Raw genomic sequence first — 24,778 nt, 5'->3', positions numbered from 1 at the left:
TATATTTAATGCAATTTCGGTTTAAAACAATCATTTAGGAGATAATGATATGGAGTTCAATGAAGATTGGGAGTCATTTCAATCAAAAATGGAGCTTTTTGAGATTTATATGAAGGATCGCGAATATTCCAAAGCAACGCAAAAAGGTTATTTGCATGATTTGAGACATTTCTTGATTAGCATCGAAGGCAAACCCATTGATCAGGTTACCGATCTTGATGTGATGAAGCATTTGACGAGGATTCGCGAAACCGGCGCCGGCCCCCGCTACCGTAATCGTAGCCAATCCGCAATCCGTCTGTTTTATAAAGTCATGATTAAATTTAAAGAAGCAGCCTATAATCCTGCTATGGACATTGAAAAAGCAAAGGTGGAAAAAAACCGAAAGCCGGCTTTTTTGCAAAAGCCGTTTCTGGATGCCTGCCTCCATCTCGTACAAGGCAGATATTTGGTGCGCGATGTTTCCATTATGGCATTAATGGCGTATGCGGGGCTTCGGGTAAGCGAGATTGTTCGCTTGAACATTTCGGACTTTGATAGAGAGGGTTCTGTGCTCGCGGTGTTGGGTAAAGGAGACAAATGGCGTTATCTCCCCCTCCCTCCTGAAATAAATCAGCTGCTGCAATCGGCGCTTAACGACCGGATCGAGCCTCGAAGCCTGCGGGACAACCCGGCATTTTTTGTTTCCCAATTCAGACGAAGGATCAGCCAACGAATGGTACAAGCTGTCGCTGAAAAGACCTTTGCGGCGCTCGTCAAGGAATACCCGCAATTTGCAGGGCAAGCTTTGTCCGCTCATAAATTAAGACATTCATTCGCCACGGATTTATTGCGGAACGGAGCCGATTTGCGCGCTGTGCAGGAGCTGCTTGGTCACGAGGATATTTCGACTACGCAAATTTATACACATGTGTTGGATGAAGCCAAGGAACGGGCCATGCAAACGGTTCGACCTTCCATTCCCTCCTTTGGATGACGGATATAGAATCATTAAATATTTTTCTAGTTTTCCTGTGTTTGCACTATTATTTTCATCTCGTTTCCTTATAATGTTAGTATATAGATTTACATTTGATGGAACTTGGGAGGGAAATAAACGTGGGACAAACGAATTTTGATGCCTTTAAATGGATGAATGAAAGCAGCATTTCCTTTCGAAACGATGCGCTCATCATGTATGCCACTAAAAAAAGCGATTTTTTTTGCAATCATACCCCAACAGCCGAAGTTGGTATCACACCTGAGAATTTAACTAACGCCCCCTTTTTCTATACGGAGGTAACGGGCGATTTCGTCATGAAGGTGAAGGTCAGCCACGAGTTTAAAGAAACCTATGACTCCGCTTCCGTGATGGTTATGAAAGACCTGCATGTATGGGCCAAGGCCTGTTTTGAGCTTACGGATTTCGACACCAACGCTGTCGTTAGCGTAGTAACGAATGAGGTATCGGATGATGCCAATGGCTGTAATATTGACGCAAAAGAGGTTTGGCTTCAAATCGCTCGATTGGGCAATTCCTTTGCCTTTCATTATTCCCTGGATGGCAGAAAGTTCGATATGATGCGTTTCTTCAGTTTGCCTGTGGAGGAGACGGTCAAGGTTGGTTTGTTGGCTCAGGCCCCCTTGGGCCAAGGCGGCGAGAGAGTATATGAGCATTTCTCTTTAGAATTGAAATCTGTCAAGAATATCCGAATGGGCGTTTAGCGACAGACCAGTGTCATAAGCCGCGTCTCATTTGTTTCGTGATTAAACAAATGAGATGCGGCTTTTTACGTTAAAAGCTGCAAAAGCCAAACTCCATTTTTCATAACTCCCCTCATAGCATAGATTTTCTGCGTATCTGAATTGATGATCCCTGCATAAAAACAAGAAAACCTTGGGAAACTTCAAAAAAGCGCCTTTTCGGCCATTTTCTTTGGAGGGGATCAGCTATGTCAGCCGTTATCAAATACATCCCCGATTGGATTATTTTTATTCAAGCCTTCATTGCATTTTCAGTGCCTCTCCTATTGTATTTTTTGTACACAAAGCTTTACCATTTTGTCGGCAAAACGCCAAGTCCCAATGTAAATCGACCTAATGAAAAAAAAGAACCCGACGAAGTAAATGTCCCCTTTACAGGCAGCTTTGAAAAAGACATGGAGATCATTCAAGAGCTAATAGGCGGCAATTGTGATTTTCGGACAAGAGAATTTACAATGGCGAAGCTGAATCGCCGTGCCATATTGGTTTATGTGGACGGCATGCAAAATGACCGCCTTCTTAATGTCAAAGTACTTGAGTACTTGATGTTTGAAGCTACGGCAGAGGATATGGGGTTGCCGCTTAAAGCCGCCGAGCTCCTTCCTTTTGAAAGCTTGATTGAAGCTGGCGATATCGGAGCCTTTAACCGGTCTGTCTTGTTTGGGCATACGGGCCTCATTATTGAAGGTTTTCCAAAAGGCCTATTAATCGAGCTGCCGGACGGCGCGAACCGGGCAGTGACAGAGCCGGTATCCGAAGCACTGCTGCGCGGCCCGAGGCTTGGTTTTACCGAGGTGCTGAGTGAAAACACCTCCATGCTTCGCCGCCAAGGCTTTACCGATCAATTAGTTATGAAGACGTATCGAGTCGGAACTCGTCTGAAAAAGGACCTTGTCATCGCCTATATGAAGGATATCGTCAATGAAGATTTGCTGCGCGAGGTCGACAGCCGCATTGAAAAAATGAACATGGATTTTTTGGCGGAATCCGGTTATGTAGAGCAGCTGATCGAAGATAATTATTTGAGCCCGTTTCAACAGGTGCAGAATACAGAACGGCCCGACAGGGTGATCAATGAAATAGTGGCGGGACGAATCGGAATTTTGCTTGACGGGACGCCATTTGCTTTAATCGTACCGGCAACCTTCACGATGCTCCTTCAATCGCCGGAGGACTATTATGAGCGTTGGCTGCCCAGCACGCTGCTGCGCATGCTCCGTTTCCTGGCGGCATTTCTTGCATTAATGGCGCCGGCTCTGTACATCTCCCTTATTTCATTCCATCCCGGTCTCATTCCAACCGAGCTTGCCATAACGATTATTGAAACGAGACAAGGTGTTCCATTCCCATCGCTCATTGAAGTGCTGATTCTGGAGGTTGCTATTGAAATATTGCGGGAGGCCGGCATTCGATTGCCCAAACCGATTGGTCCGGCGATGGGTATCGTTGGAGGTTTGATCATTGGCGACGCGGCTGTTCAAGCGGGGATTGTAAGCCCGTTTCTGGTCATTGTTGTAGCTGTTACGGCCATCTCCTCTTTCTCGATTCCTACGTACAGCGCCGGGTTTACGCTTCGATTGCTCCGGTTTGTCGGCATGATTTTTGCCGCCGTCTTGGGCATGTACGGAACGATTTTGTTTTTCCTTCTCATGTGCAGCCATTTGACCAAGCTCAAAAGCTTTGGCGTGCCGTATTTGACACCGCTCACTCCTTATAGGCTGCAGGACTGGAAGGATATATTCCTTCGCGTACCCTTTACCCTGATGAAAAAGCGGCCAGCCATGTTTAAAACAAGAAACAGACGAAAAAGTACGTAAACCGCTATAGGAGGTCCTACTTTGTTCAAACGAAATGATGATAAAATAACAGCCTCTCAAGCAACCATTTTTTTGACCAATACTGTGCTTGGCGCCGGTATTTTGACAATGCCTCGGAGCGTTACTCAAGCTATGGATTCCCCTGACTCCTGGATTACCATATTGATTGGCGGCTTCGTCATTATGCCGGTCATATTGCTTATGGTGCGCCTTTGCCTGAAATTTCAAGGGCAAACGATCTTTGAATTCGCAGGCAAAATTGTTGGCAAGTGGCCGGGGAAAATCCTTTGCTTGCTTTTGATCCTTTATTTTATTATCATTGCGGGATTTGAAATTCGCACCTTGGCAGAAGTGGGTTTATTTTTTCTGCTGGAGGGTACTCCGATTTGGGCAATCGTGCTGCCTTTTATTTGGGCGGGCACTTATCTTGTGAGCGGCGGCATAAATTCAATCGCGCGTGTCTATCAAATTATTTTTCCAATTACCATTTTGTTTTTGATTGTTTCTTATGGATTCAGCCTGCGCATCTTTGATTTCAGCAATCTGAGGCCATCATTGGGGGACGGAATTATGCCGCTGCTAAAAGGGCTGAAATCGTCAATTTTGATTTATACCGGCTGCGAGGTCGTCATGATCATCGTTGCTTTTATGGAAAATCCCAAACAAGCGACAAAAGCGATGTTAGGCGGCATTGCAATTCCTTTTGGTCTTTATTTCCTCACCATTGTACTTGTTGTTGGCGGCTTGTCCATCAACACCGTAATAACCAGCACGTGGCCAACAATCGACTTGATCCGAAGCTTTGAAATTACGGGATTTTTTGTGGAACGGCTTGAATTTCCATTGATGGTCATCTGGCTGATGCAAATGTTTTGCAATTTCTGCAGCTTTTTCTTTCAAGCATCTCTTGGCGTATCCCAGCTTTTTAAGGTGTCCTACCAAACGATGATATTCATTATGGTTCCATTGATCTTTTTGTCCACGATGGTACCCAAAAGCCGTCAGGATCTGTTTGCTTTGGGCGACGCAATTGGCATGATGGGTGTATGGCTGTTTTTGCTCACAACCGTACTTCTTAGCCTTGTGTGGTGGATTCGCGTGAAGGGATTGAAGCAACATGTCTAAATGGAGAAAAAGCTTGCTTCTGTTAATTCTCCTCTCCTTCCTTCTTTTAACGGGCTGCTGGAGCAGCAAGGAAATCGAGGACCTGGCCCTGTATGCAGGCCTGGCTCTGGATGTTGGCCAACCGGCTCCCGTCGAAGAAGAGTTTGAGGCCAAGGGCGCCACCTATTCCAAAAAAAACAAAGTAATGGCGACTATCCAAATTGTTCCTACCAAATCAACGAGCGGCGATGAAAAGAAAAAAATGATTGCGCCAAAGCATTATATAAATATTTCTGCAAGCGGCGATTCCATTCTCGAAATTTTTCGTCAATTTTCAATTCGCAGGGATCGGCCGATTATCGGTCATCACTTAAAGGTTATTGTTATAAATAGCGATTTACTAAAAAAGCAAACCATCGAGCAATTAATGGATTTTGTATTGCGGGATAATGATATAAGGCCCAGTACCCTGGTTTTCATAAGCCGGGGAAAAGCCCAAAATACCCTTATTTCTTCGCAGCCTAACGAAATCCCCGCTTTCCATATTTATGGTATGATTCGTAACCGGTCAAGAACAAGCAAGGTCATTCAAGCGGTAACGCTGTCCAAGCTGGATGGTTTGATGTATTCCAAAAGAAGCCTGGTATTGCAAAATCTCGAAACCGCCAAGGGAGAAACAGAGTTTTCCGGCGTGGGGATCATCAAAGGCTCGACCGGTCATTGGATCGGCAATTTGAACCAGGAGGATACCGAAGGCTTGGCCTGGATTAAAAATGAAGGTCACGCCGGCGTTATCAAAACCTATGATCGGGACAATGAACCCATTACCTACGAAATCAAGTCTATGAAAAGCAAAACCAAAGTCCATGTGAACGACGGGAAAATAGCCTTCCACGTTTCAATCAAAACGGAAGGCCGTCTGATTGAAATTTGGAATAGTAAAGGCCATTATACGAAGGATGAATCAAATATAAAAGAAGTTGAGGAGCTTTTTAAAGCCAAACTAAAACAAACAATAGACGAACTGATGCATAAGCTTCAGTCCGTCTACAAGGTTGATGTTGCAGGCTTCGGGGAAGCGCTGGCGCTTAAAGATCCCCGTCTCTGGAAAAGTATTAAAGACGATTGGGATGACCTATTCAGCAAAACCGAAGTAACCTTTGATTATGAGCTAAAAATTACCGAATTTGGTTCATTTACTGATGAATAAAATACGTCATCCTTTCTGCGCCTTATTGTTCAGATTCAAGACGATCGGCCGTAATGGAAAAAACAGAAAGCGTCTCGACTTTTTCGCTCCATAAACCGGTTTCTTTATCTTTGGTGCGGGTGTGCAATACAGGGGTGACTTCTATTTTTTTGAACGCCGGAGGCAACTCCTCCGTGACCAGCGTATGTTCATTGTAAAATCTGCCCGGGATGGGCTTATCGTTTATTTTTAACCTTCCCGTGCTTCCTGCGCCACTTAATGCAAAATGTTCGAATGGTTGCCCATCCACCTTAATTTGATATTTGATATTATACCGGGGGGCATAATCATCAAAAGCATTGGGACGTAGCTCTTCGGGATACTCCCAGCGAAACGTCCAAGCCGTAGAGCGCTCGGCGCTCTTTATACGATTAATTTTAAACATAACATCGTCATGCTGGATGGGGTTAGGGATTTTCACAATAGAGTCACTAACTTCACCGCTTTTGGCAAGCGGCAATTCAAAGCTCCAATTCCCTTCAATGGTTTCTTCGCGATCGGAGAGATCATGAATCAGAATGCTTCGCAAATCCACTTTTAACATAAATTTATCGGGCGCTTGTCTGGTGAAAAAGTATTTGACGATACCCGTTTTCTGCTCTCCACGAGCGTCAGAACTATCCGCCATCACAATACCGGGGTAATTTTGGTCAAGTGATTCGTCAAGTACAAACTTGGGTTCCACCCATGAATCATACGGAATGCCTTCAGCATGAGAAAGCGAATAACTAAAGGAAAGACGAATGCCGTCATACATTGCTTCGTGAATCCTTAATGTGTAGCCTGCATCCGCTACTTCAGTTAAAACGTCCATTTCGTTTTCTTTGATTTCTGGTATTAATGCGGGATCACCGGATTGTTCGAAGATGGATTGCCATTTCTGCTTGACCGCTTCAGCGAGCGCAGGCGAGCTCAGCACTGCCGTGCCTCCAAGCATGAGAACCAGAAATAGGCTGGCGGCGGCAATCCTCATCGTTGTCCATTTACGCGGTTTTATTGTATTTCTTTCTGGCAAACGAAGCAGCAAAGCCTCCACCTCCTCCTTTAACTCTGGCGGCATTTGATTCTGATCATGTGATAAGGCGCGAACAAAACGATCATCCAGTTCATTCGTATTCATTGTACAGAGACCTCCCTGGGTTCGGTTTGCTTCAACAAGACGGAAAGCTTCAAGCGTGCACGGTGCAGCTTGGATTTTACATTGCTTTGGGAAAGATTAAGAATTTCGCTAACCTCCTTGACGGACATGTCATTTACGTAATACAAAACAATGACCTCCTTCAAGTCGTTTTCCAATCCATCCAGCAAATCAAGCAGCTCCAAATCTGACTCCATACCGCTGCTTATTCGAACATCCATTTCCTTTGGCTCAATAGGCACGGTTCTGTTGTTTTGCTTGCATATACGCCGGCATTCGTTTATTAATATCCGGATGAGCCAGGTCCTGAAGTAGGCGGGCTGCCTTAGATTTTCGATACTCTGGTACGCCAGAAGGATGCTTTCCTGCATCGCATCCCTTATATCCGGTTCCGACCGCATCAGTCCTTTGGCGACTGCGTACAGATACGATTCATGAGCGCGCACTAATTCGGAAAAGGCTTCGCGAGAGCCCTTTTGCGCTTTAATAACCGTTTGTATTCCATCCAAGCCATGCATCTCCTTTCTTTGTTCTATCCATTAGATAAACGGGGAGGCCGATCGGTTGCATCATACGAAAAAAAACGGCAATTTCCCGATAAGAGAAATTGCCGCTATAGCATAATGTTAACTTGTTTATACCAGCACACCGGGATAAGCAGATACTACCTGTACAGGCAATCCTTTTTCCGCGCTTTCGTAAAAAGCGTCAACAATTTGTGCAAAATACAACCCGTCATCCGCCGGAGCAACCAATGTTTGACGGCCTTGAGCAATGGCATCAACAAAATGCCTGAATTCATTCAATAATTGCAATTGAGGGTTAAGCTTCAGCTTTGGCGTAATATCCAGGCAAATATCGGAGCTGTCCCCAAAAAGCTTCAACGTTCCGTTGACTAGGCTGGCTCCGCCTTTTGTACCCATCAGCTCGACATAAAAGCGGTCCTCCTCGATATTGGACGCCCAGCTGAAATCAAACGACAACGATGCGCCGTTGTCCAGACCCACGTAACCAATCGCGGCATCCTCGACATTAAAGACGCCTCCTTCGATTCCTTTGTAGCCATTTCGATTCCTAGCCGTCGTATGTATGAAGTTTTGATAGGTTTTTCCCGCTACATAGGATGCCTTGGGACGATCCATCAAATAAAGAGCCAGATCCAGATAGTGGGCGCCAAGATCAATCATGACACCGCCGCCGGAGCGCTTTTTGTCCGTAAACCAGGTGCCTCTGCCAGGGATGCCGCTCCTTCTCACCCAACCGGCTTTGGCGCTATAGATGTCGCCCAAATGCCCATCGTCGATCCATTTTTTAAGAAAAACAGCTTCATTGGTAAACCGGTTATTTAAGCCGATCATAACCAGCTTGCCGTACCGGTCTCTCGCCTGCAGAATTCGTCTTGCTTCCTCCGCATTGATGCTAAGCGGTTTTTCGCAATGGACATGCGCGCCTTGCGATAAAGCATATTCAGTAATTTCAGCATGCAGAAAATTTGGCGTTACGATGCTGACGATATCCGGCTTTTCAGCTGCAAACATGTCCTTATAGTCTTGGTAAGCGCTAGGCACATTATATTTTTGCGCCATTTTGGAGGCTTTATCCAGATCAATGTCGCATATGGATGCTACTTGAACATTCTCCAGCGAAAGATATCCGTGAATATGTTTTTTCTCCGCGTTGCCGCCGGCGCCGATCAGTGCATATTTTAATTTAGTCATCATTTTTTCCCCTCTGGCTTATTCCTCTTCAAGAGACTCAAGCAGCAGTTTTCTGAAATACGATGCCGAAAAATCAACGCCCCTATCCGCTAAATGGTCCGACAGCGCCGACTTTCGCGGTTCGATGCTCAGGCCTGCATCATAACCAGCCGCCCTGAGCGTAGCCAAAAATGAAGGCCAGTCCGTTTGATCCAGCCCCGCCGGCGGCTCATCAACCTTAACGCCATTAATTAACAGCGAGCCCTTAAGATGAACATGGTAAAACCGATGTCCCCACTCCAGCGTTTCCTGCAAATAATCTCCGCCAAAAAACACGGCATGCGACGGATCGTATTTGATGCCTAGCTGAGGCAAATGGCCATGAATGATCCGCCAGATATCGGGCGAATGAACAAAATTGATTTTTCGGCAATTGTACGTTGAGATTTTGACATTTTTGGGACTTGCATAAGCAATCAGCTTGCTGAAAAAAGCGATAGCCGCCGCGCAATTGTCGAACAAGGATAGCTCATCCACATAATTGCAGCCCGCAACAAAGCTGGGACATTGCAGCTCGGCAGCCGCGTCAATCAGCTTGAAGCAGCGCTGTACCTCTTCTTCCAGGACATTGCCATTCCGGTCAATCCTTATAGATTTCCATCGTCCAATTGATCCTACCTGGATACCGTATTGGTCCTTCCAGGCCTCAAGCTCTCGGACCCGATCGCAAAAAGCGTTTACATCGTCTCCTTCATTAACGCAAAACTCTAAAAAGCGCAGCTTCCGCTTTTGAGCTTGAATAAAGCTGATCTCTTCGGGCGGAGCGATGATGCCCAGTTGCATGATGCAAAACTTCCCTTCCTCATAAATTAATGAATAAATTAATGATAAGTGATCATAAACGTAAAAAGCGGATTCCGATGGAATCCGCTGGATTGATTGCTTCCATTGCAAGTCATCGCTGTTATGAACTAGGATAATACGATGAAATGTAAATATCAAGCAGTATTTTGCTTTTTTCGAGCAAATTATTTTAAGCCTGCTATATATGCGGTTAATGGATGGCCATGCCGGGGTCATAATCGTTAAAATCAATCTCCACTGGCTTCCCCAATACTAGCTTCGCCATTTGTTCTCCGAGAAAAGGGCCAACCGTCAGCCCAGAGGAGCCTAAGCCATTGGCAGCAAACAATCCATCCCAGCCCGGACATTTACCCGCAACCGGCAGAAAACCCGGCGTAAAGGGACGGAAGCCTACTCTGGTTTCCAAAATTTCTGAATCAGCCAGTCCCGGGGCTACCAGCAGCCCTTTGTTTAATACCTCTTGCAAGCCCCCTGCTGTTGCAGTTGCCTCGCGAGCAAGCAAACCTTCGTTTTCGTGCGTTGCTCCAATGACTAATCTTTGACGGTCAAAGGCCAGCAAATATTGGTCGGAAGGCGGCATAACGACGGGCCACCGTTCTGTTGGATGACCCTCTTGCGTCTGAAGGTGCAGGATTTGCGCTTTTTGACTTGCCACTTGAAAGCTTATGCCAGCCTTCCCCAAAAGCTCTCTAGCCCATATTCCCGCACAAACAATGATTGCATCTGCAACATATTCCCGCTCTTCAACCACTACGCCATTGACGCGATTGGCCTTGAAGGACAATGCCGCGTCTCCGTTTAGAATCGCAGCGCCATGTTTCCGTGCGGCTGAAACCAGCGCATTTCTCAGCGCTTGCCCGTCAACGCGGGCGGCTCCCCCAATAAAAACGGAAGGATAACCGTCTGCCAGCAGCGGAAAATGACGCTTTGTCGCCAAAGAGTCGAGAAGCGTAATTTGACCAATTTCGGGAGCGTCCGCTTTGCGTATTCCCGCTCTTTCCTCCAGCTTGTTCAGCTTGTCTTCATCATCATGAAGCAGCAATGCGCCTACACGGGCATACCCGGTCTCTGTTTCACCGGCTTTTTCCAGCTCATTGATCAGCTGGGGATAAAAGCGCGCCCCCGCCGATGCCAGCCGATACCAGGCTTTGTTCCGCCTTTGCGATACCCATGGGCATATAATGCCTGCGGCCGCATCCGTTGCTTGACCTTTATCCTTGCGGTCAACCAATGTAACCTCTGCACCCATTTTGGCAAGATGATAAGCAGTTGATGCCCCCATAATACCGGCTCCGATTACGATGCACTTCACTATCCGGGTCCTCTCTCTCCAGCAATTCAATACTTATTAGTTTGTTTCTACGTCAATATTGCCCCTTGTCGCTTTGGAATAGGGGCAAACGGCATGGGCCGCAGCAACCAGTTCACTGGCTTCCTCTTGTCCGACTCCATCGATGGTGACTTGCAGCTTAACGCCAAGCTTGTAGCCATTGTCCGCTTCGTCCTTCAGCAAAGATACATGCGCTGTTACCTTTGTAGCCGTCACATCACGCAACTTTTTCCTGCCGATGACGAGTTGAAGAGCGCTATCAAAGCAGGAGGCATAACCCGCAGCAAACAATTGCTCCGGGTTGGTGCCATTGCCGCCCCTTCCTCCAAGCTCCTTGGGCATAGACAATTGCAGGTCTAGTACACTGTCAGGGGTTTGGACTTGTCCTTCCCTGCCTCCTGTTACTGTTGCCGACGCTGTATACAATACGCTCATGTTGATCATCCCTTCTTGGTTCATTCAAGTAAAGGATGGTTTAGCGCATCTTGAAATATGCATGACGCCGAGATTTATTAGGTTAAAGTGCCCAGCAGCTCCGGCGTAAAAGGCAATAATTCGTCGGTACGGCCATCGCGCACCTTGCTTGCCCATGCCGGATCGCCCAGAAGCGCGCGGCCAATTGCTACCAGATCGAATTCTCCGTTCTCCAAGCGCTGCACCAGGCCGTCGATTGCTTGAACGCTGCTACCTTTTCCTTCCTTAAACATCGACATAAAGTCGCTATCCAATCCAACCGAACCAACGGTAATGACCGGCTTTCCGGATAGCTTTTTTGTCCAGCCAGCCAAATTGAGATCAGAGCCTTCAAATTCAGGCTCCCAGAAACGGCGTGTGGAGCAATGGAACAGATCGACGCCTGCGTCGCTAAGCCGCTTCAGAAATTGTTCCAGCTCCTCCGGCGTTTTGGCCAGCTTTGCGTTATAATCACTGGATTTCCATTGCGAGAAGCGAAACACAATCGGGAAGTCCGGACCTACTGCATGGCGGCAGGCCTTAATGATTTCAACGGCAAAAGTGGTTCGCGCCAAATAATCACCGCCGTATTGATCGGTGCGGGTATTCGTTTTTTCCCAGAAAAACTGGTCGATCAAATAACCATGCGCTCCATGAATTTCTATACCGTCGAAGCCAATTTCTTTGGCTGCCGCCGCTGAGCGGGCAAAGGAAGCAACAATCTCTGCAATTTCGGCTGCCGAATAGTCATTGACTTGGCCTTTAGCTCCCATATGCCAAATTTGCGGAATAATTTTGCCGCCTGCCTCATGCACGGCTTTGACCACCTGCGCCCAGCCCTTCAGCGCGGCCTCGCCGTATATATGAGGCACATTTCCTTGATTGGAGGCATCAGCATGCTCAATGACTGTACCTTCCGTTACAATCAAACCTACGCCGTTTTCCGCACGGCGCTTGTAATAAAGGGCCACATTTTCACCCGGAACGCCTTCCGGCGAAAATTGGCGGGTCATCGGCGCCATAACGATACGGTTTGCCAGCTCCAGGCTTCCGGCTTGGAACGGCGTAAATAAAGCTTGGGCAGATTTTGCTGCTTCCATTGGTAATCCCTCCGCGTTGTTCGATAAATTATGTTTCCTCTGTCATCATTATAATAAACGCATCTACAACATCCGGGTCAAAATGCTTGCCGCGCTGCCTGAGAATTTCCACAAGCGTTTCTTCAGTGCTCCACGCTTTTTTATAAGGGCGTTCATGCGTTAAGGCGTCATAAAAATCAGCCAATGCCACAATTCTTGCTTCGATTGGTATTTGTTTTCCCGAAAGACCTTCCGGATAACCGCTCCCATCCCATTTCTCATGATGGCTTCTGGCGATAATTTGCGCAAGCTTCAGCACGGTAAACGAGCTGCCCTCAAGCATTCTTGCGCCAATCACCGTATGCTCCTTCATTTGTTCAAACTCATGAGCTTCAAAGCGTCCGGGCTTTAATAATATCGTATCGGCAATACCGATTTTGCCAATGTCGTGCAGCGGGGCTGCGATTGCAATCATATCGGCATGATCATGGGATAAGCCGATTTTTTCCGCAAGCCTTCTCGCGAGCTTCCCTACACGCTGAGTATGGCTGCCTGTCATATCATCACGGTATTCCCCTATTCTGCCCAGAAGCTTCAACGTTTCCCGTTTGGCCTTCTTCAGATCCTCGGTTCTCTCGCGAACCCTCTCCTCCAAACTGCTGTTCTGGAGCTTAAGCTGTATATGATAGGATCGGGTCTTTAACAAATTGTTAATGCGCAGAACAACCTCCATCCGATCGTATGGCTTAATCAAAAAATCATTAACCCCGGCTTGCAGCCCATGCTGTCTTAATGTCGGTGAAGGCTCCTCCATAAGCATTAACACTGGCAAAAAGGCATTGTCGCCCGTATGCTCCCGAATCAAGGCCAGCGCCTGGAGAGAGTCCATTTCTCGTTTGTGCATATGTACAAGCACGATGTCGGGTTCAACTTCACTTAACATCCATTCCAAATCTGAATCATGAGTCGTATAGTGTATTCGGGTATATCCGGCACGGGACAAAATGCGCTCAAGCAGCGCGTCATTATAATCCTGCCCGCAAGCGATGAGAATTTTTGCCTGGCTAAAGTGATTGGTCGTTATCATTGCTTATTGTGGTTCATTCTATTATCCTCAGCGAGCAAGATTGTACTCATTATGACAGGCCTCCTGATCGGTTGTATCCATATTATGTATCAGCCGTAAATAGGAACCATCTTGCTATTCTCCCCACATTTTTCTTGATCACTTCCATCATAGGGTGCCTAAGACTTTGATGCAATACATTTATGCGATCGGGCCGGAACGGATTTTTGGACGGAAGGCGAGGCCTAGCAACGAAAAGAGGAGAAATGCCGATCCAAGCAGCAAAAAAAGGCTGTTATCCGATAAGTAGGACAGGCCGTATCCTCCAAGCAGAGGTCCCAGTATACTGCCGATGCTAAAATGAATGGAACCTGCCACATTCGCTGCCGGCAGGATATCCTTGGGCAAAATATCTGCGGCATAAGCTAGCCCCAGCGAAAAAAAGGAACCTACCGCTCCGCCGGCGACAATAAACAGCAGCATAAGAACCCCGATGGCGTCTCCGGCGAACGGAATCGCCAAAAACGAGACGGCGCCTGTAATCCCGCAAAGCATAAGCACCGGTTTCCGCCCTGTCTTGTCGCTCAGTATGCCTAGAGGCAGCTGCAGAATCAGACTGCCTATGCCAAAGGCAAGCAGCAGCAGCGAAATCCAATGCTGATCCAGCCCCGTTCGTAATCCGTAAAGCGGGAATGTACTGTTCATAGACGATTCCATCAAGCCAAACAAAATCGCAGGGATCAGCGCAAACCATGCCAGGCGATAAATCGTCCAATATCGTTTGCGGCCCGCCTCTCCCCGCTTGGGCATTTCCGGGTTTTCATGAGGAAGCTTCAAGGCCAGAAGCATGACGCTCAGGAAAATAAACCCGGAAACGAGAAACGGAACATGCCTTCCGGCCTGGAGCAGATTAATGCCCAGCGGGCCAATACTGAAGCCAAGGCCATATGCCATGCCATAGAGCGAAATGTATCTGCCGCGTTTCTGCGCCGGGCTGGAGCTTACAATCCAGAGCTGGGTCGCATAATGCAAGGCGCTGTCTCCAACGCCAACGAGCAGCCTCAGGACAAACCATACGGCCAGCGATTGGGTAAAAGGAAACAACAAGACGGAGCATGCAACCAAAGCGATACCGGCAATAATGACTCTTTTATAGCCCCACGCTCTGACCGGTTTTTCCACAAAAAACATCATGCCAAATACGCCGATATACATCGCTACCGAATTCAAACCGTTTTGATCAGCGGGAATCCCGGCATCCTCCAGCAATATGGATAATAAGGGCAGAAGCAGACCTTGGCTCATGCCTGCAACGATAACAACAGCTAACAGCAGAACGAGCTTATAGCGAAAAGAAGGGGAATATGAAGCATTGCTGTCACGAAACAATGAAGCTGCTCTCCTTTAAACTCCAATAATAGGAAGAGAACGCTGCAATAGCCTGCAGCGTCCCCTTTACAAGCAATCGGCCCTGACTCAGGGCCGATTTATTTTTTTATTCGGATAGCTCAACATTATGGTAAACCTGCTGCACATCCTCCAAATCCTCCAGCGCGTCAATCAGCTTTTCAAATTGAAGCTGGGCATCGGGCTGCAGCTCGATATCGTTTTGCGCCAGCATGGTCAGCTCCGCGACGGTAAATTCCGTAATGCCGGCGCTTTTGAAAGCCTCCTGCACGGCATGGAATTGGTCAGGCTCCGCATAAACGATGACGGCTTCATCCTCCTCCAGAATGTCCCGAACATCTACATCCGCTTCAAGCATCAGCTCCATTACTTCGTCGAGCGACTTGCCGGTAACGCCAAAAACGGCTGTTGAGTCAAACATATAAGCAACCGAGCCGCTAACGCCCATGCTGCCGCCATGCTTGTTAAAGGCGGAGCGCACGGCAGGCGCGGTACGGTTGACGTTATTGGTTAGCGTGTCCACAATGACCATGGAGCCATTTGGCCCAAAGCCCTCGTAGCGCAGCTCGTGATAGTTTTCATCCGCACTGCCCTTTGCCTTGTCCAGCGCACGGTCGATAATGGCTTTGGGCACGTTATAGGTTTTGGCCCGTTCCAGCACAACCTTTAATGCGCGGTTTGATTCGGGATCGGGTTCGCCTTTTTTGGCTGCCACATAAATTTCAACGCCGAATTTTGCGTAAACTCTGCTTGTATTGGCATCCTTGGATGCTTTTTTTTCCTTAATGTTATTCCATTTGCGCCCCATACTGCTCCCACTTTCTAAAATAATCTTGTCCTTAGCTATTATACCTATATTCCAGTGCTGCGGACAAGCATCATTCAAAGGTGATGAAAATGAAAACTTTTTGACGGTTAATTGACAAGCTAACGCTTCCTGCCCTTTTTTAACCTCGTTGGAATGGCGGCTGGGCCGTGACGCCAAAAAACCGCAAGCCCCTTCATTGCGGAGGCAAGAAGGAGTTTACGGTTTTTTGGTCAAGCTAAGCTCTAAAATACTTTAGTTGTCCACGATTCGCAGTTCCAGATATCATTAACGACATCGCGGTAAAAATCAGGCTCGTGGGAAATAAGCAATATACTGCCTTTATAGGCTTTGAGCGCCCGCTTCAGCTCTTCTTTGGCATCGACGTCGAGATGGTTCGTCGGCTCGTCAAGCACCAGCAGGTTCGTTTCGCGGTTAATCAGTTTGCAAAGGCGAACCTTCGCTTTTTCGCCACCGCTCAACACGGTGATTTTACTTTCAATATGCTTGGTCGTTAAGCCGCATTTTGCCAAAGCGGCGCGCACCTCGAATTGATTGAGGGAAGGAAACTCGTTCCAGATTTCCTCGATGCAGGTGTTGTAATTGGCTTCCTTGGCTTCTTGCTCAAAGTAGCCGATTTGCAAATTGTCGCCAAGCTCCACCTCGCCGGAAACCGGCTTTATTTCACCTAGAATGCTGCGCAAAAGCGTCGTTTTGCCGATGCCGTTGGCGCCAACCAGAGCGATTTTTTGCCCGCGCTCCATCCGAAGGTCCAGACTGCGCGACAGCGGCTCCGAATAACCGATCACAAGCTGCCTTGCTTCAAAGATGGCGCGGCCCGCGGTCCGCCCTTCCTTGAAGTTAAACTGCGGCTTCGGCTTTTCCTTGGCCAGCTCGATGACTTCCATTTTGTCCAGCTTTTTCTGCCTCGACATCGCCATATTGCGCGTAGCGACGCTTGCTTTGTTGCGTGCAACAAAATCCTTTAGGTCGGCGATTTCCTGCTGCTGGCGCTTGTAGGCGGATTCCAGCTGCTGCTTCTTCATTTCGTAAACCTCAATGAAATGATCGTAGTCGCCTACATAGCGGTTCAGCTCCTGATTTTCCATATGATAGATCAGGTTGATTACGCTGTTCAGGAACGGGATATCGTGGGAAATCAGAATAAACGCATTTTCATAAGCCTGGAGGTATCGTTTAAGCCATTCAATATGGACCTCGTCCAGGTAGTTGGTAGGCTCGTCAAGCAGCAAAATGTCGGGTTTCTCCAGCAGCAGCTTGGCAAGCAAAACCTTGGTCCGCTGACCGCCGCTCAGATCGTTGACATCTTTGTCAAGGCCGATATCCGTCAGGCCGAGACCTCTTGCTGTCTCATCCACCTTAGCGTCGATCATATAAAAATCCTGATTGGTGAGCGTGTCCTGTATGGTGCCCACATCCTCCAGCAGCTGCTCAAGCTCCTCAGGGGAAACGTCGCCCATCCGGCCATACATATCGTTCATTTCCTGCTCCATATCCAGCAGGTATTGAAATGCGCCCTTCAGCACGTCGCGAATGGTCATGCCCTTCGTCAATACCGCATGCTGATCCAGATAGCCGACGCGCATGCGCTTGGACCATTCGACCTTGCCGTCATCGGGCTGAAGCTTGCCGGTAATAATATTCATGAAGGTGGACTTTCCTTCGCCGTTGGCTCCGATCAGTCCGATATGCTCCCCTTTCAGTAATCGAAAGGACACATCGTTAAAGATAGCCCGGTCGCCAAAACCGTGGCTTAAACGTTCTACATTTAATATGCTCATTTATGACACCTTTTCCGTTAGACTTGATACTTGACTATTATAATCGGAAACGGAGGGTTAACTCAACATCGAAAATGTAAAGACAAAGGGACCCTCCCTATTTAGGGAAGGTCTCCTGCGGGTTATGGATATAGCTCTTAATGATCTGTTTCGGTGAAGGCAGCTCTACGCTTGCGTCACCAGCAGTTTAAATTACGAGGCCTGTGCTTCGTTATCCGGCATCCGGTTGGAGGTGCGAAGCGGAATTTCCCGCAGGAAAAACGTAAGCAGAAGAGCGACCGCAATCAAGGCGGTTCCCCATAGGAACACAACTGTTAAGGACGAGCTTAACGCTTCGCGCAGCGTATCGATCATTTTAGCGATCAAGGGCTGGATATCGCTTGGCAGCGTGCTTTGAAGCTCCTGGAGCTTGGGCTGGTCAAGCAGCATCTCGGGATGCTGGAATTCCGCGAGCTTGGAAGCCAGATCCGGATCCAGCGACCCGAAGTCAAAGCCGTTTTCCGAAGCTGCCGCCTCCTTCATATTTTTGAGCAGGCTGGATTGCATGATTGTGCCCATCACTGCAATGCCGATCGTGCCGCCAAGGTTACGGAACAGCTGCGAAGAAGCAGTTGCGACGCCAAGCTCTTCGGGGCGAGCCGCATTTTGTACGGTGAGCGAAAAAATCGGCATGCCGATTCCAAGTCCCACCCCAAACACAATCATAGCCACGACAGCAAGCCAGACGCTATTCATATAAGCCATAATAAGCATGCCGCCAACCATAATCGGCAGTCCGGCAAGCGCATAACGCTTGTATTTCCCCGTCTTGGTAATGTAACGGCCAATAACGGAGCTCATAATGACCATGGAGATAGACATCGGCATTGTAACATAGCCGGAATAGGTTGGCGAAATGCCCTCCACGCCCTGCACAAAAAACGGCAAATAAATCAAAGCGCCCATCATGCCGGCATTCATCAGGAAGCCGATCACATTGGATACCGTAATAATATCGTTTCGGAACAGCGACAGCGGAAGCACGGGGCTTTTTGCCTTCTGTTCAACAAGGATAAAGAACAAGGTGAAAATCAAGCTTGTCGCAAACAGGCCGAGAATCTGGAATGAACCCCAGTCGTATTTTGATCCGGCCCATGTAAAGCCGAGCAGCAGCGCAATAATCGCAATGCTAAGCAGCAATGAGCCCGCATAATCGATGCTTTCCGCCGGCTTCTTCTCCGTTTTTGGAAAAAGGAACAAAATCATAAAAAAAGCAACAAAACCAAGCGGCAGGAAGATCCAGAACAGCCACTTCCACGCAAAATGGTCCACCAGCCAGCCGCCGAGCGCCGGCCCGATAACACTGGAGAAGCCAAACACAGCCATCATCACGCCGGTCCATTTGGCACGTTCCCTTGGCGGAAACAAGTCGCCCACCGCAGAAAAGACGGTTGCCATAATAATGCCTGCGCCAACGCCTTGAATGCCGCGATATAGAATCATGTCAAAAATGGTTTTGGACAGACCAGTCAAAAAGGCCCCTGCCATAAAAATAACAATACCGCTTAAAATAAACGGCTTCCTTCCATAAATATCGGACAGCTTACCGACCAGCACGGTTGACAGCGTCGAGGTCAGCATATAAATCGTAATGACCCAGCTATAGTGCTCCATGCCGTTCAAAACGGCGATAATGCGCGGCATTGCCGTGCTGACAATCGTTTGGTTGATTGCGGAAAAAAACATAGCCGCTATAATAGCGAACATAATCGTCATTTTTCGTTTTGGCGATAAATCTTCCATTATTTCTCTCCTTCTTTCTGTAAAAAAGCGTTCTAGATGAGGCAATAAACAGCATTATTTTATGCCATTAACTATCTTGGCTCTTCCTCTGATTTATGGAACGGAGCCGTCAGTTTTTCAAGCAAGCTCGTCACCGTTTCCCTTTCCTTCGGCTCCAGTATGCCCAGATAGTGCTCTGTAATCTCCTGTTGAATGTTTCTGGCCTCGGTTAATGCCGCATATCCGTTATCGGTCAGCTCTGCCATAATGACGCGGCGATCCTGGTTATCACGGATGCGAAGGACATATCCGCATCTCACCATGCGGTCAATCATAACCGTTACCGCGCTAGGCTTTACGTTGAGCAAATCCGCCAAATCGGTCAGCTTGCATCTTTGGCGGTCGGCAATTACATGCAGCAGAAATAATTGAGCTCCCGTTATTTCGGAGTCTAATCGCTTTACCGCTTCCGATTTTAGGCCCCGATGCAGCAAAACAATAGATCTGAAAAAACGGCTGGGTACAGAATCCACTTCATTCACCGCCCCTCCGAATTTATTTTAGAACTAAACTATTAACTTTTATAAATATTAATCACTAAATGAATTATTGTCAAGACAGTGTCTCCATCGTTCACAATTGACCCATAAATTAACAAAACGCCGTTTCCACAGTGCCTTTTGGGGCTGGAATCGGCGTTATGATTATAGGTGTGATTTGTTACCGGTATGGTTGAAGGTTGTGCAATCATTAAGCTTTGCCTTGCAGACGGCTCATCCAGAGCACAAAGGATTTGCCATCCCTTTCAGCGCCAATGGCTTGCAGCATGTCTGCTGCTTCGGTTTCCGCCACAGCCTTGTTATTCCACTTTTCGATGACGATTTTGGTCAAGCGCTGCGTATGAAGAATGGTATTGAATACCTTGCGTAATTGCCGGGTATCATCCTTGCCTATAGCATGATTCACATCCATGTTATAGATACGTTTGCCATTGTTTTCGATCCAAAAGCGCCATTTCCCGCCGCCAACGACTAGATAACTTCCCGTTTTTCTGGCGCAGGCAATGCCGGGAGTGTCTGGCCAATCCATCATTAGGCCAAACGGGTTGGCGGGGTCCAAAGCCGACAAGACGGTTAAATCCCCGACGGCTTGTTCAGTTTCGTCCAGCCGCGAGGCAACGCCTGGGGGCGCAAACTGCATGCCGGACTGCCCCTCGATGAAACGCCCCCGAACTACCGTCCCCCACTCCTCCAGCTTCCCAAGAAGCGGCAGCATATCGTCCCAGCTAAAGGGCGAAACGGCATGAACAAGCTCCTTCGTAATGATTCCATACCCTTCCAGCAGCTGATGCAGCCAGCCTAAGGCGGATTCTGCAAGCTCCTTGGCACGCTGGGCTCCAGGAGCGCCGACTTCTGTTGTCTGAGGCATATGACCAGGGGCTGGCGCAGCCAGACTTCCCGTCCAATACCAACGTCCAAAGCCGGAGCCGCCTTGGGCAAAATCGCCGCTTTTCCCTTTACGAACCCGAAGCGGAGCAAACTGGTCATTTGACGCATGGCCCTCCCATACAAGCTCCAGCAAATCGCTCAACGTTTCGCTAGGCGGTTTGCCATAATTGCGGCTTAATCCGGTAAGAAAGGCGGCTCCGCCGGTTTTCAACAGCTCCAGCAGCTCGGGGTGAGAGGACTCGCTCCGGCTTGCGCGCTCGACAATAGGAGTATACAAGCCGGCTTGATCGCTCAGAAAAAAAGCAACCTTCCCTTCCTTGCGTCCCTCCCCCTTACCGCCAAGCCAGATTAGCTCCCCCGCAGAGCATAACATGTCCAGCTCTTCCTTCCGGTAATTAGGAATGCGTGCGGGGAAAATAAGCGATTCCCAATGAGATACGGGCATGTACAAGCCCTGCAGCTTACGCAAAGTCTCCACTATGCTTTGACTGTTTCCCGCAACGGCGCCTTGTCCAACAAGCTGACGTTCGGCCAGCATGCCGCACCAGCGCCACGGGTTTACGGGCTGAATCTGGCTTCTCGCCTCGCGCAGCGAGTTTTTGACCAGACGCTCCACTATTCTGCTGCTGCTCCAGCTTTCCTCGTCCCCATCCGTTTGAAACGGCGTTGGCACGATACGGCCGTGCTTGCTTGAATGCTGTATCCATTGCTCCGCCTGTTCAGGTGTTAAAACGGGGAAACGCTCCGCCAAAGCGTCTGGCGAAAAGGATAGGATACCATCCACGTAACGGTTGAGCACAAAAGCTGCGGCTTCCGGCTTTTCTGCAAGCGACTCGTACATATCTCTTTCCTCCGCGCAATACCACCGCTGGATGCCCTTGCTTGAAGTCATGGACGCAATTGCTCCCTGGCGGCTAAGCTCCGTTACCCACTCTGGCGTTTGAGGGCCGGCAATGATGCTTAGCTCCTCCACGCTGCTCTCGCCGCGCTGCTTGAGCAGCTCCAGAAGTCCGACTGCGCTGCCCGGGACATAAGCAGGGTTTTGGAGGCGGTGTTTTTCCTCTTGAATAGCGCCCCAGGTCAACACCCCCTTCACCGCATCCGGTCCAAATAATGTGCTCGCGAGCTCCCGGCTGATAGCCAGCAAGCTTGCTTGAGTCTCCAGGTTCAGACCGTCCCCTTCATAGACCTTCATATTGACGTAATCGGCTAAAAATTGGGTTGCCATCGGCGAAGGGTACGCCGTTTCACGAATAACCAGCGTCATGCTTCCGTCCTGGATGGAAGCAAGCACCTCCCTGAGTCCGTCAATATCCAGGTAGTCGTGCAGACACTCCCTCATAGCCTCCGCAAGAAACGGGAATTTGTCGGCATAGGGAAGGGATTCGCGTAGCAGCTCTTCGCTGCGCAGGCGCATCTGCCACATCGGCGTGCGGGTAAAGCTGCGAGCAAGAAGCAGTCCGGTTTCCGCAATTCTCCGGAAAGCAATCGCAAGCAGAGGTGATCCCGTCATCCCGTCCATCAGCAGCTGCTCGACATTGCCGGGCATGACCTCCCGAAAAACGCGCAGCCAGGAAACATCCCATTCCGGCAGCACGAATTCAATTCCGTTATCCTTGGCGTTTCCGTATAACGTATAGGGAAGCAACAGCTCAAACTGCCGCTGCAGCGCCAGCAGCCATGTCCGGTTAATTCGCCTGCCAAAATGGTTCAGCACCACTACATGCGTCTGATTCATCATATCGCGGTAATGCTCCACCACAATCCTTTTGGCCGTCGGCAGCTCGCTTACGGCATGCTGCGATGCGACATAGGACATCAATTCAGTTGCTGATCCGTCGTCCATACCGTATTGTCCGCGCAGGAAGTCATTCGTTTCGTTCCGCGCAGCCTCGTCCGGGACAAGCTTGGACAACTCCGCAAGCTGGCTCCAATGCGCTCCGCGCTCCCTGTCGGGGCTGGAATCAAGGCGCAGCAAGCCGGAGAGAGTCTCCATAAATAAACCAATTTGCTTTCCCAGACGAAAAGAGCGCCCCGGCCCCTCATTGCGCCAAAACGGAATTTCGCTAAAGCTGTTTGCGCTTTCGGATACATAAACGCGATCCTTATCTATTTGTCTGATCATCCACGAATTTGTGCCGAGAAGAAAAACATCCCCGACCCGGCTTTCCAGCACAAATTCCTCGTCCAGCTCTCCAAGGTGGGTGCGGCTGTCTATGTGATGGACCGGATATTGCGAGCTTTGGGGAATCGTTCCCGCGCCTCGAAGTGCGGCAATGGCCGTATTTCCCCGCTTTGTAATTTCTCCGCTCTCGCGGTTCCAATCCAGAATGGGCCTGGAGAAGGGGTAAAAGCCCGCCAGCACATTCAGCATCTCCTCCAGCATAACGCGGTCAAGCTCCCTGTAGCTGTCGCTGCCTGCAACCAGGCGGTGCAAGTCAGCCACGTTCATCGGCGACTCGGCGGAGCCTGCAATGGCGATAGTCTGCTGGGACAATACGTCAATAGGCCGCTGGGGAATAACGATGGGATCAATATCCCTCTCTGCGATGCATTTGCCCAGCACAGCCGCTTCCGGCAGCGCGCCTCTGTACCGGGTTACAATGACGCCCGTGGAGATGTCGCCTACGGCATGGCCCGCACGCCCGATCCGCTGAATGCCGGAAGCGGCGCTTAGCGGGGAATCAATCTGTATGACCAGGTCGATATGACCCACGTCAATGCCCAGCTCCAGCGACGAGGTTGCGACCAGGCAGCGTAAATCACCGCTTTTGAGCCGGGCCTCAGCCTCCAGCCGCAGCTCCTTCGACATGCTGCCATGATGCGATCTTGCCATATCCATGCCAGCAAAATCATTAATGCGCAGCACCAGTCTTTCACATAACCTGCGGCTGTTCACGAAAACAAGAACGGAGCGCCGTCCCTCCATCAGGCTGAACATTGTTTTTAACAGGGGGCCCCATACCGCCTCCCGCGAGGTTTGAATCCCTGCCAGCTGCGGCATGCAAAGGATAACATCCAGCCTTTTGTCCATTGCGCTTTCTACTATATGTACCGGTCGGGGAATAAAGCCGAGGCTATGGGAACGGGCTGTTTCCTCGCCGTTCAGTATTCCTTTATGAATTTCTTTATTTATGCCAGCCGCTTCCGCGCTTTCGGGGTCCATCCATCCGCCCAAAAAGGCTGCCACCGCCGACAACGGCTTCTGGGTTGCGGATACGCCAATCCGCTGAATGCGTCTTCCCGTTAATGCAGCCAGCCGCTCCAGTGAAAGCGAGAGATGGGAGCCGCGTTTGTCTCCAGCCAGGTCATGAATTTCATCAATAATTACCTGCTTTACAAACCGTAATATGCCCCTGCCCTGATCCGATGTCAGCAAAATAAAAAGGGATTCCGGCGTTGTGATCAATAGCTGAGGCGGATTTTTAAGCATAGCTCTGCGCTGTGCGGGGGTGGTGTCTCCAGTACGAACAGCGCTGCGATAGCCAGGCCAAGGCAAATCCAGCTTTTCCGCCGCAGCCGCCAACTGCTCGCCAAACCCAATAACATGATGCTGAATATCGTTATTCAACGCTTTTAGCGGAGTAATATAGAGCGTCTCCACTCCTTGGCGCGAGCTGCCATGGCGTTCAGCTTTACTCAAGCTCGCATGGACGCAAGGCAGTAAGGCAGCCAGTGTTTTTCCTGAGCCTGTTGGAGCCGCAATCAAGGTATGCTTCCCGGCGGCAATCGCCTCCCATGACTGCCGCTGGACATCGGTTGGCTGCCCAAAGCTTTGGCTGAACCAAGCCTGCAAAAGTGGATGAAATTGCTTTATGACGGATGTAGACATCTGTTCAACTCCCGAACTTGGCTTTTGTCATTTGACTTATGTGCTTGACAGAACCTTGCGTTATACTCCTGCTGCTAGTATACAGGATGTCGATAACTCTTCACATGACTTATGCAGTTCGTCCCAATTGATGGAAGTTTCATAGGTGTCATGCAAATGTACTCAAAAATCCTGAAAACCCCT

Annotated in this window: 19 protein-coding genes; 5 read left to right on the top strand and 14 right to left on the bottom strand. The window is 49.0% G+C overall.

Annotated elements, in window-relative coordinates; translation table 11 throughout:
• Positions 1-49 precede the first annotated feature (49 nt).
• The 5 genes from A7K91_RS02950 to A7K91_RS02930 all read left to right on the top strand — a co-directional run bounded on the left by A7K91_RS02950 (position 50) and on the right by A7K91_RS02930 (position 5,874).
• A complete protein-coding gene (locus A7K91_RS02950; protein ID WP_068679516.1) occupies positions 50-976 on the top strand; it encodes a tyrosine-type recombinase/integrase in 927 nt (308 codons plus the stop codon).
• A 122-nt stretch (positions 977-1,098) separates the two neighbouring features.
• On the top strand, positions 1,099-1,704 hold the full coding sequence (locus A7K91_RS02945) for a DUF1349 domain-containing protein (protein WP_211274502.1): 606 nt from the start codon (positions 1,099-1,101) through the stop codon (positions 1,702-1,704).
• A gap of 227 nt (positions 1,705-1,931) precedes the next feature.
• Entirely contained in the window at positions 1,932-3,560 is a 1,629-nt protein-coding gene (locus A7K91_RS02940) for a spore germination protein (protein WP_068679512.1), read from the top strand.
• Positions 3,561-3,581: 21 nt separating this feature from the next.
• Positions 3,582-4,685 carry a GerAB/ArcD/ProY family transporter gene (locus A7K91_RS02935; protein ID WP_068679510.1) on the top strand — a complete coding sequence of 368 codons (1,104 nt, stop codon included), beginning with the start codon at positions 3,582-3,584 and terminating at the stop codon, positions 4,683-4,685.
• On the top strand, positions 4,678-5,874 hold the full coding sequence (locus A7K91_RS02930) for a Ger(x)C family spore germination protein (RefSeq protein WP_068679508.1): 1,197 nt from the start codon (positions 4,678-4,680) through the stop codon (positions 5,872-5,874). Before A7K91_RS02935 ends, A7K91_RS02930 begins: the two co-directional genes overlap by 8 nt.
• A gap of 22 nt (positions 5,875-5,896) precedes the next feature.
• Here A7K91_RS02930 and A7K91_RS02925 read toward each other — a convergent pair whose 3' ends face one another.
• The 14 genes from A7K91_RS02925 to A7K91_RS02860 form a co-directional block, all read right to left on the bottom strand.
• The gene (locus A7K91_RS02925; RefSeq protein ID WP_068679506.1) at positions 5,897-7,033 is read right to left on the bottom strand and encodes a DUF4179 domain-containing protein; all 1,137 of its coding nucleotides are present in this window, start codon (positions 7,031-7,033) and stop codon (positions 5,897-5,899) included.
• Entirely contained in the window at positions 7,030-7,560 is a 531-nt protein-coding gene (locus A7K91_RS02920; protein ID WP_169833368.1) for a sigma-70 family RNA polymerase sigma factor, read from the bottom strand. The genes A7K91_RS02925 and A7K91_RS02920 overlap by 4 nt, the downstream gene beginning before the upstream one ends.
• A 126-nt stretch (positions 7,561-7,686) precedes the next feature.
• Positions 7,687-8,772, bottom strand: coding sequence for a Gfo/Idh/MocA family protein (locus A7K91_RS02915; RefSeq protein ID WP_082967195.1), 1,086 nt, complete (start codon positions 8,770-8,772; stop codon positions 7,687-7,689).
• Positions 8,773-8,787: 15 nt separating this feature from the next.
• On the bottom strand, positions 8,788-9,591 hold the full coding sequence (locus A7K91_RS02910) for a sugar phosphate isomerase/epimerase family protein (RefSeq protein ID WP_169833367.1): 804 nt from the start codon (positions 9,589-9,591) through the stop codon (positions 8,788-8,790).
• Between the two features lie 211 nt (positions 9,592-9,802).
• On the bottom strand, positions 9,803-10,927 hold the full coding sequence (locus tag A7K91_RS02905; RefSeq protein ID WP_068679634.1) for an NAD(P)/FAD-dependent oxidoreductase: 1,125 nt from the start codon (positions 10,925-10,927) through the stop codon (positions 9,803-9,805).
• 33 nt (positions 10,928-10,960) lie between these two features.
• Complete coding sequence (locus A7K91_RS02900) at positions 10,961-11,377, bottom strand: organic hydroperoxide resistance protein (protein ID WP_068679498.1); 417 nt, start codon at positions 11,375-11,377, stop codon at positions 10,961-10,963.
• Between the two features lie 77 nt (positions 11,378-11,454).
• Entirely contained in the window at positions 11,455-12,495 is a 1,041-nt protein-coding gene (locus tag A7K91_RS02895; protein WP_068679496.1) for an NADH:flavin oxidoreductase, read from the bottom strand.
• Between the two features lie 28 nt (positions 12,496-12,523).
• Positions 12,524-13,561 (bottom strand): HD-GYP domain-containing protein, encoded by a 1,038-nt coding sequence (locus A7K91_RS02890; protein ID WP_068679495.1) that lies wholly within the window; start codon positions 13,559-13,561, stop codon positions 12,524-12,526.
• A 180-nt stretch (positions 13,562-13,741) separates the two neighbouring features.
• Positions 13,742-14,929 (bottom strand): MFS transporter, encoded by a 1,188-nt coding sequence (locus A7K91_RS02885; protein WP_068679493.1) that lies wholly within the window; start codon positions 14,927-14,929, stop codon positions 13,742-13,744.
• A 106-nt stretch (positions 14,930-15,035) separates the two neighbouring features.
• On the bottom strand, positions 15,036-15,755 hold the full coding sequence (locus A7K91_RS02880; protein WP_068679491.1) for a YebC/PmpR family DNA-binding transcriptional regulator: 720 nt from the start codon (positions 15,753-15,755) through the stop codon (positions 15,036-15,038).
• A gap of 242 nt (positions 15,756-15,997) precedes the next feature.
• Positions 15,998-17,554: an ABC-F family ATP-binding cassette domain-containing protein gene (locus A7K91_RS02875; protein WP_068679489.1), complete on the bottom strand. Its 1,557-nt coding sequence runs from the start codon at positions 17,552-17,554 to the stop codon at positions 15,998-16,000.
• 192 nt (positions 17,555-17,746) lie between these two features.
• Entirely contained in the window at positions 17,747-19,336 is a 1,590-nt protein-coding gene (locus A7K91_RS02870) for an MDR family MFS transporter (RefSeq protein WP_068679487.1), read from the bottom strand.
• Between the two features lie 71 nt (positions 19,337-19,407).
• A complete protein-coding gene (locus A7K91_RS02865) occupies positions 19,408-19,848 on the bottom strand; it encodes a MarR family winged helix-turn-helix transcriptional regulator (RefSeq protein ID WP_169833366.1) in 441 nt (146 codons plus the stop codon).
• 217 nt (positions 19,849-20,065) lie between these two features.
• Positions 20,066-24,595 (bottom strand): DEAD/DEAH box helicase, encoded by a 4,530-nt coding sequence (locus tag A7K91_RS02860; protein WP_068679483.1) that lies wholly within the window; start codon positions 24,593-24,595, stop codon positions 20,066-20,068.
• Positions 24,596-24,778: the final 183 nt, after the last annotated feature.

It is taken from the genome of Paenibacillus oryzae, from assembly GCF_001675045.1.
Classification (GTDB): Bacteria; Bacillota; Bacilli; order Paenibacillales; family Paenibacillaceae; genus Pristimantibacillus; species Pristimantibacillus oryzae.
This window is presented reverse-complemented; position numbering and strand designations above follow the sequence as displayed.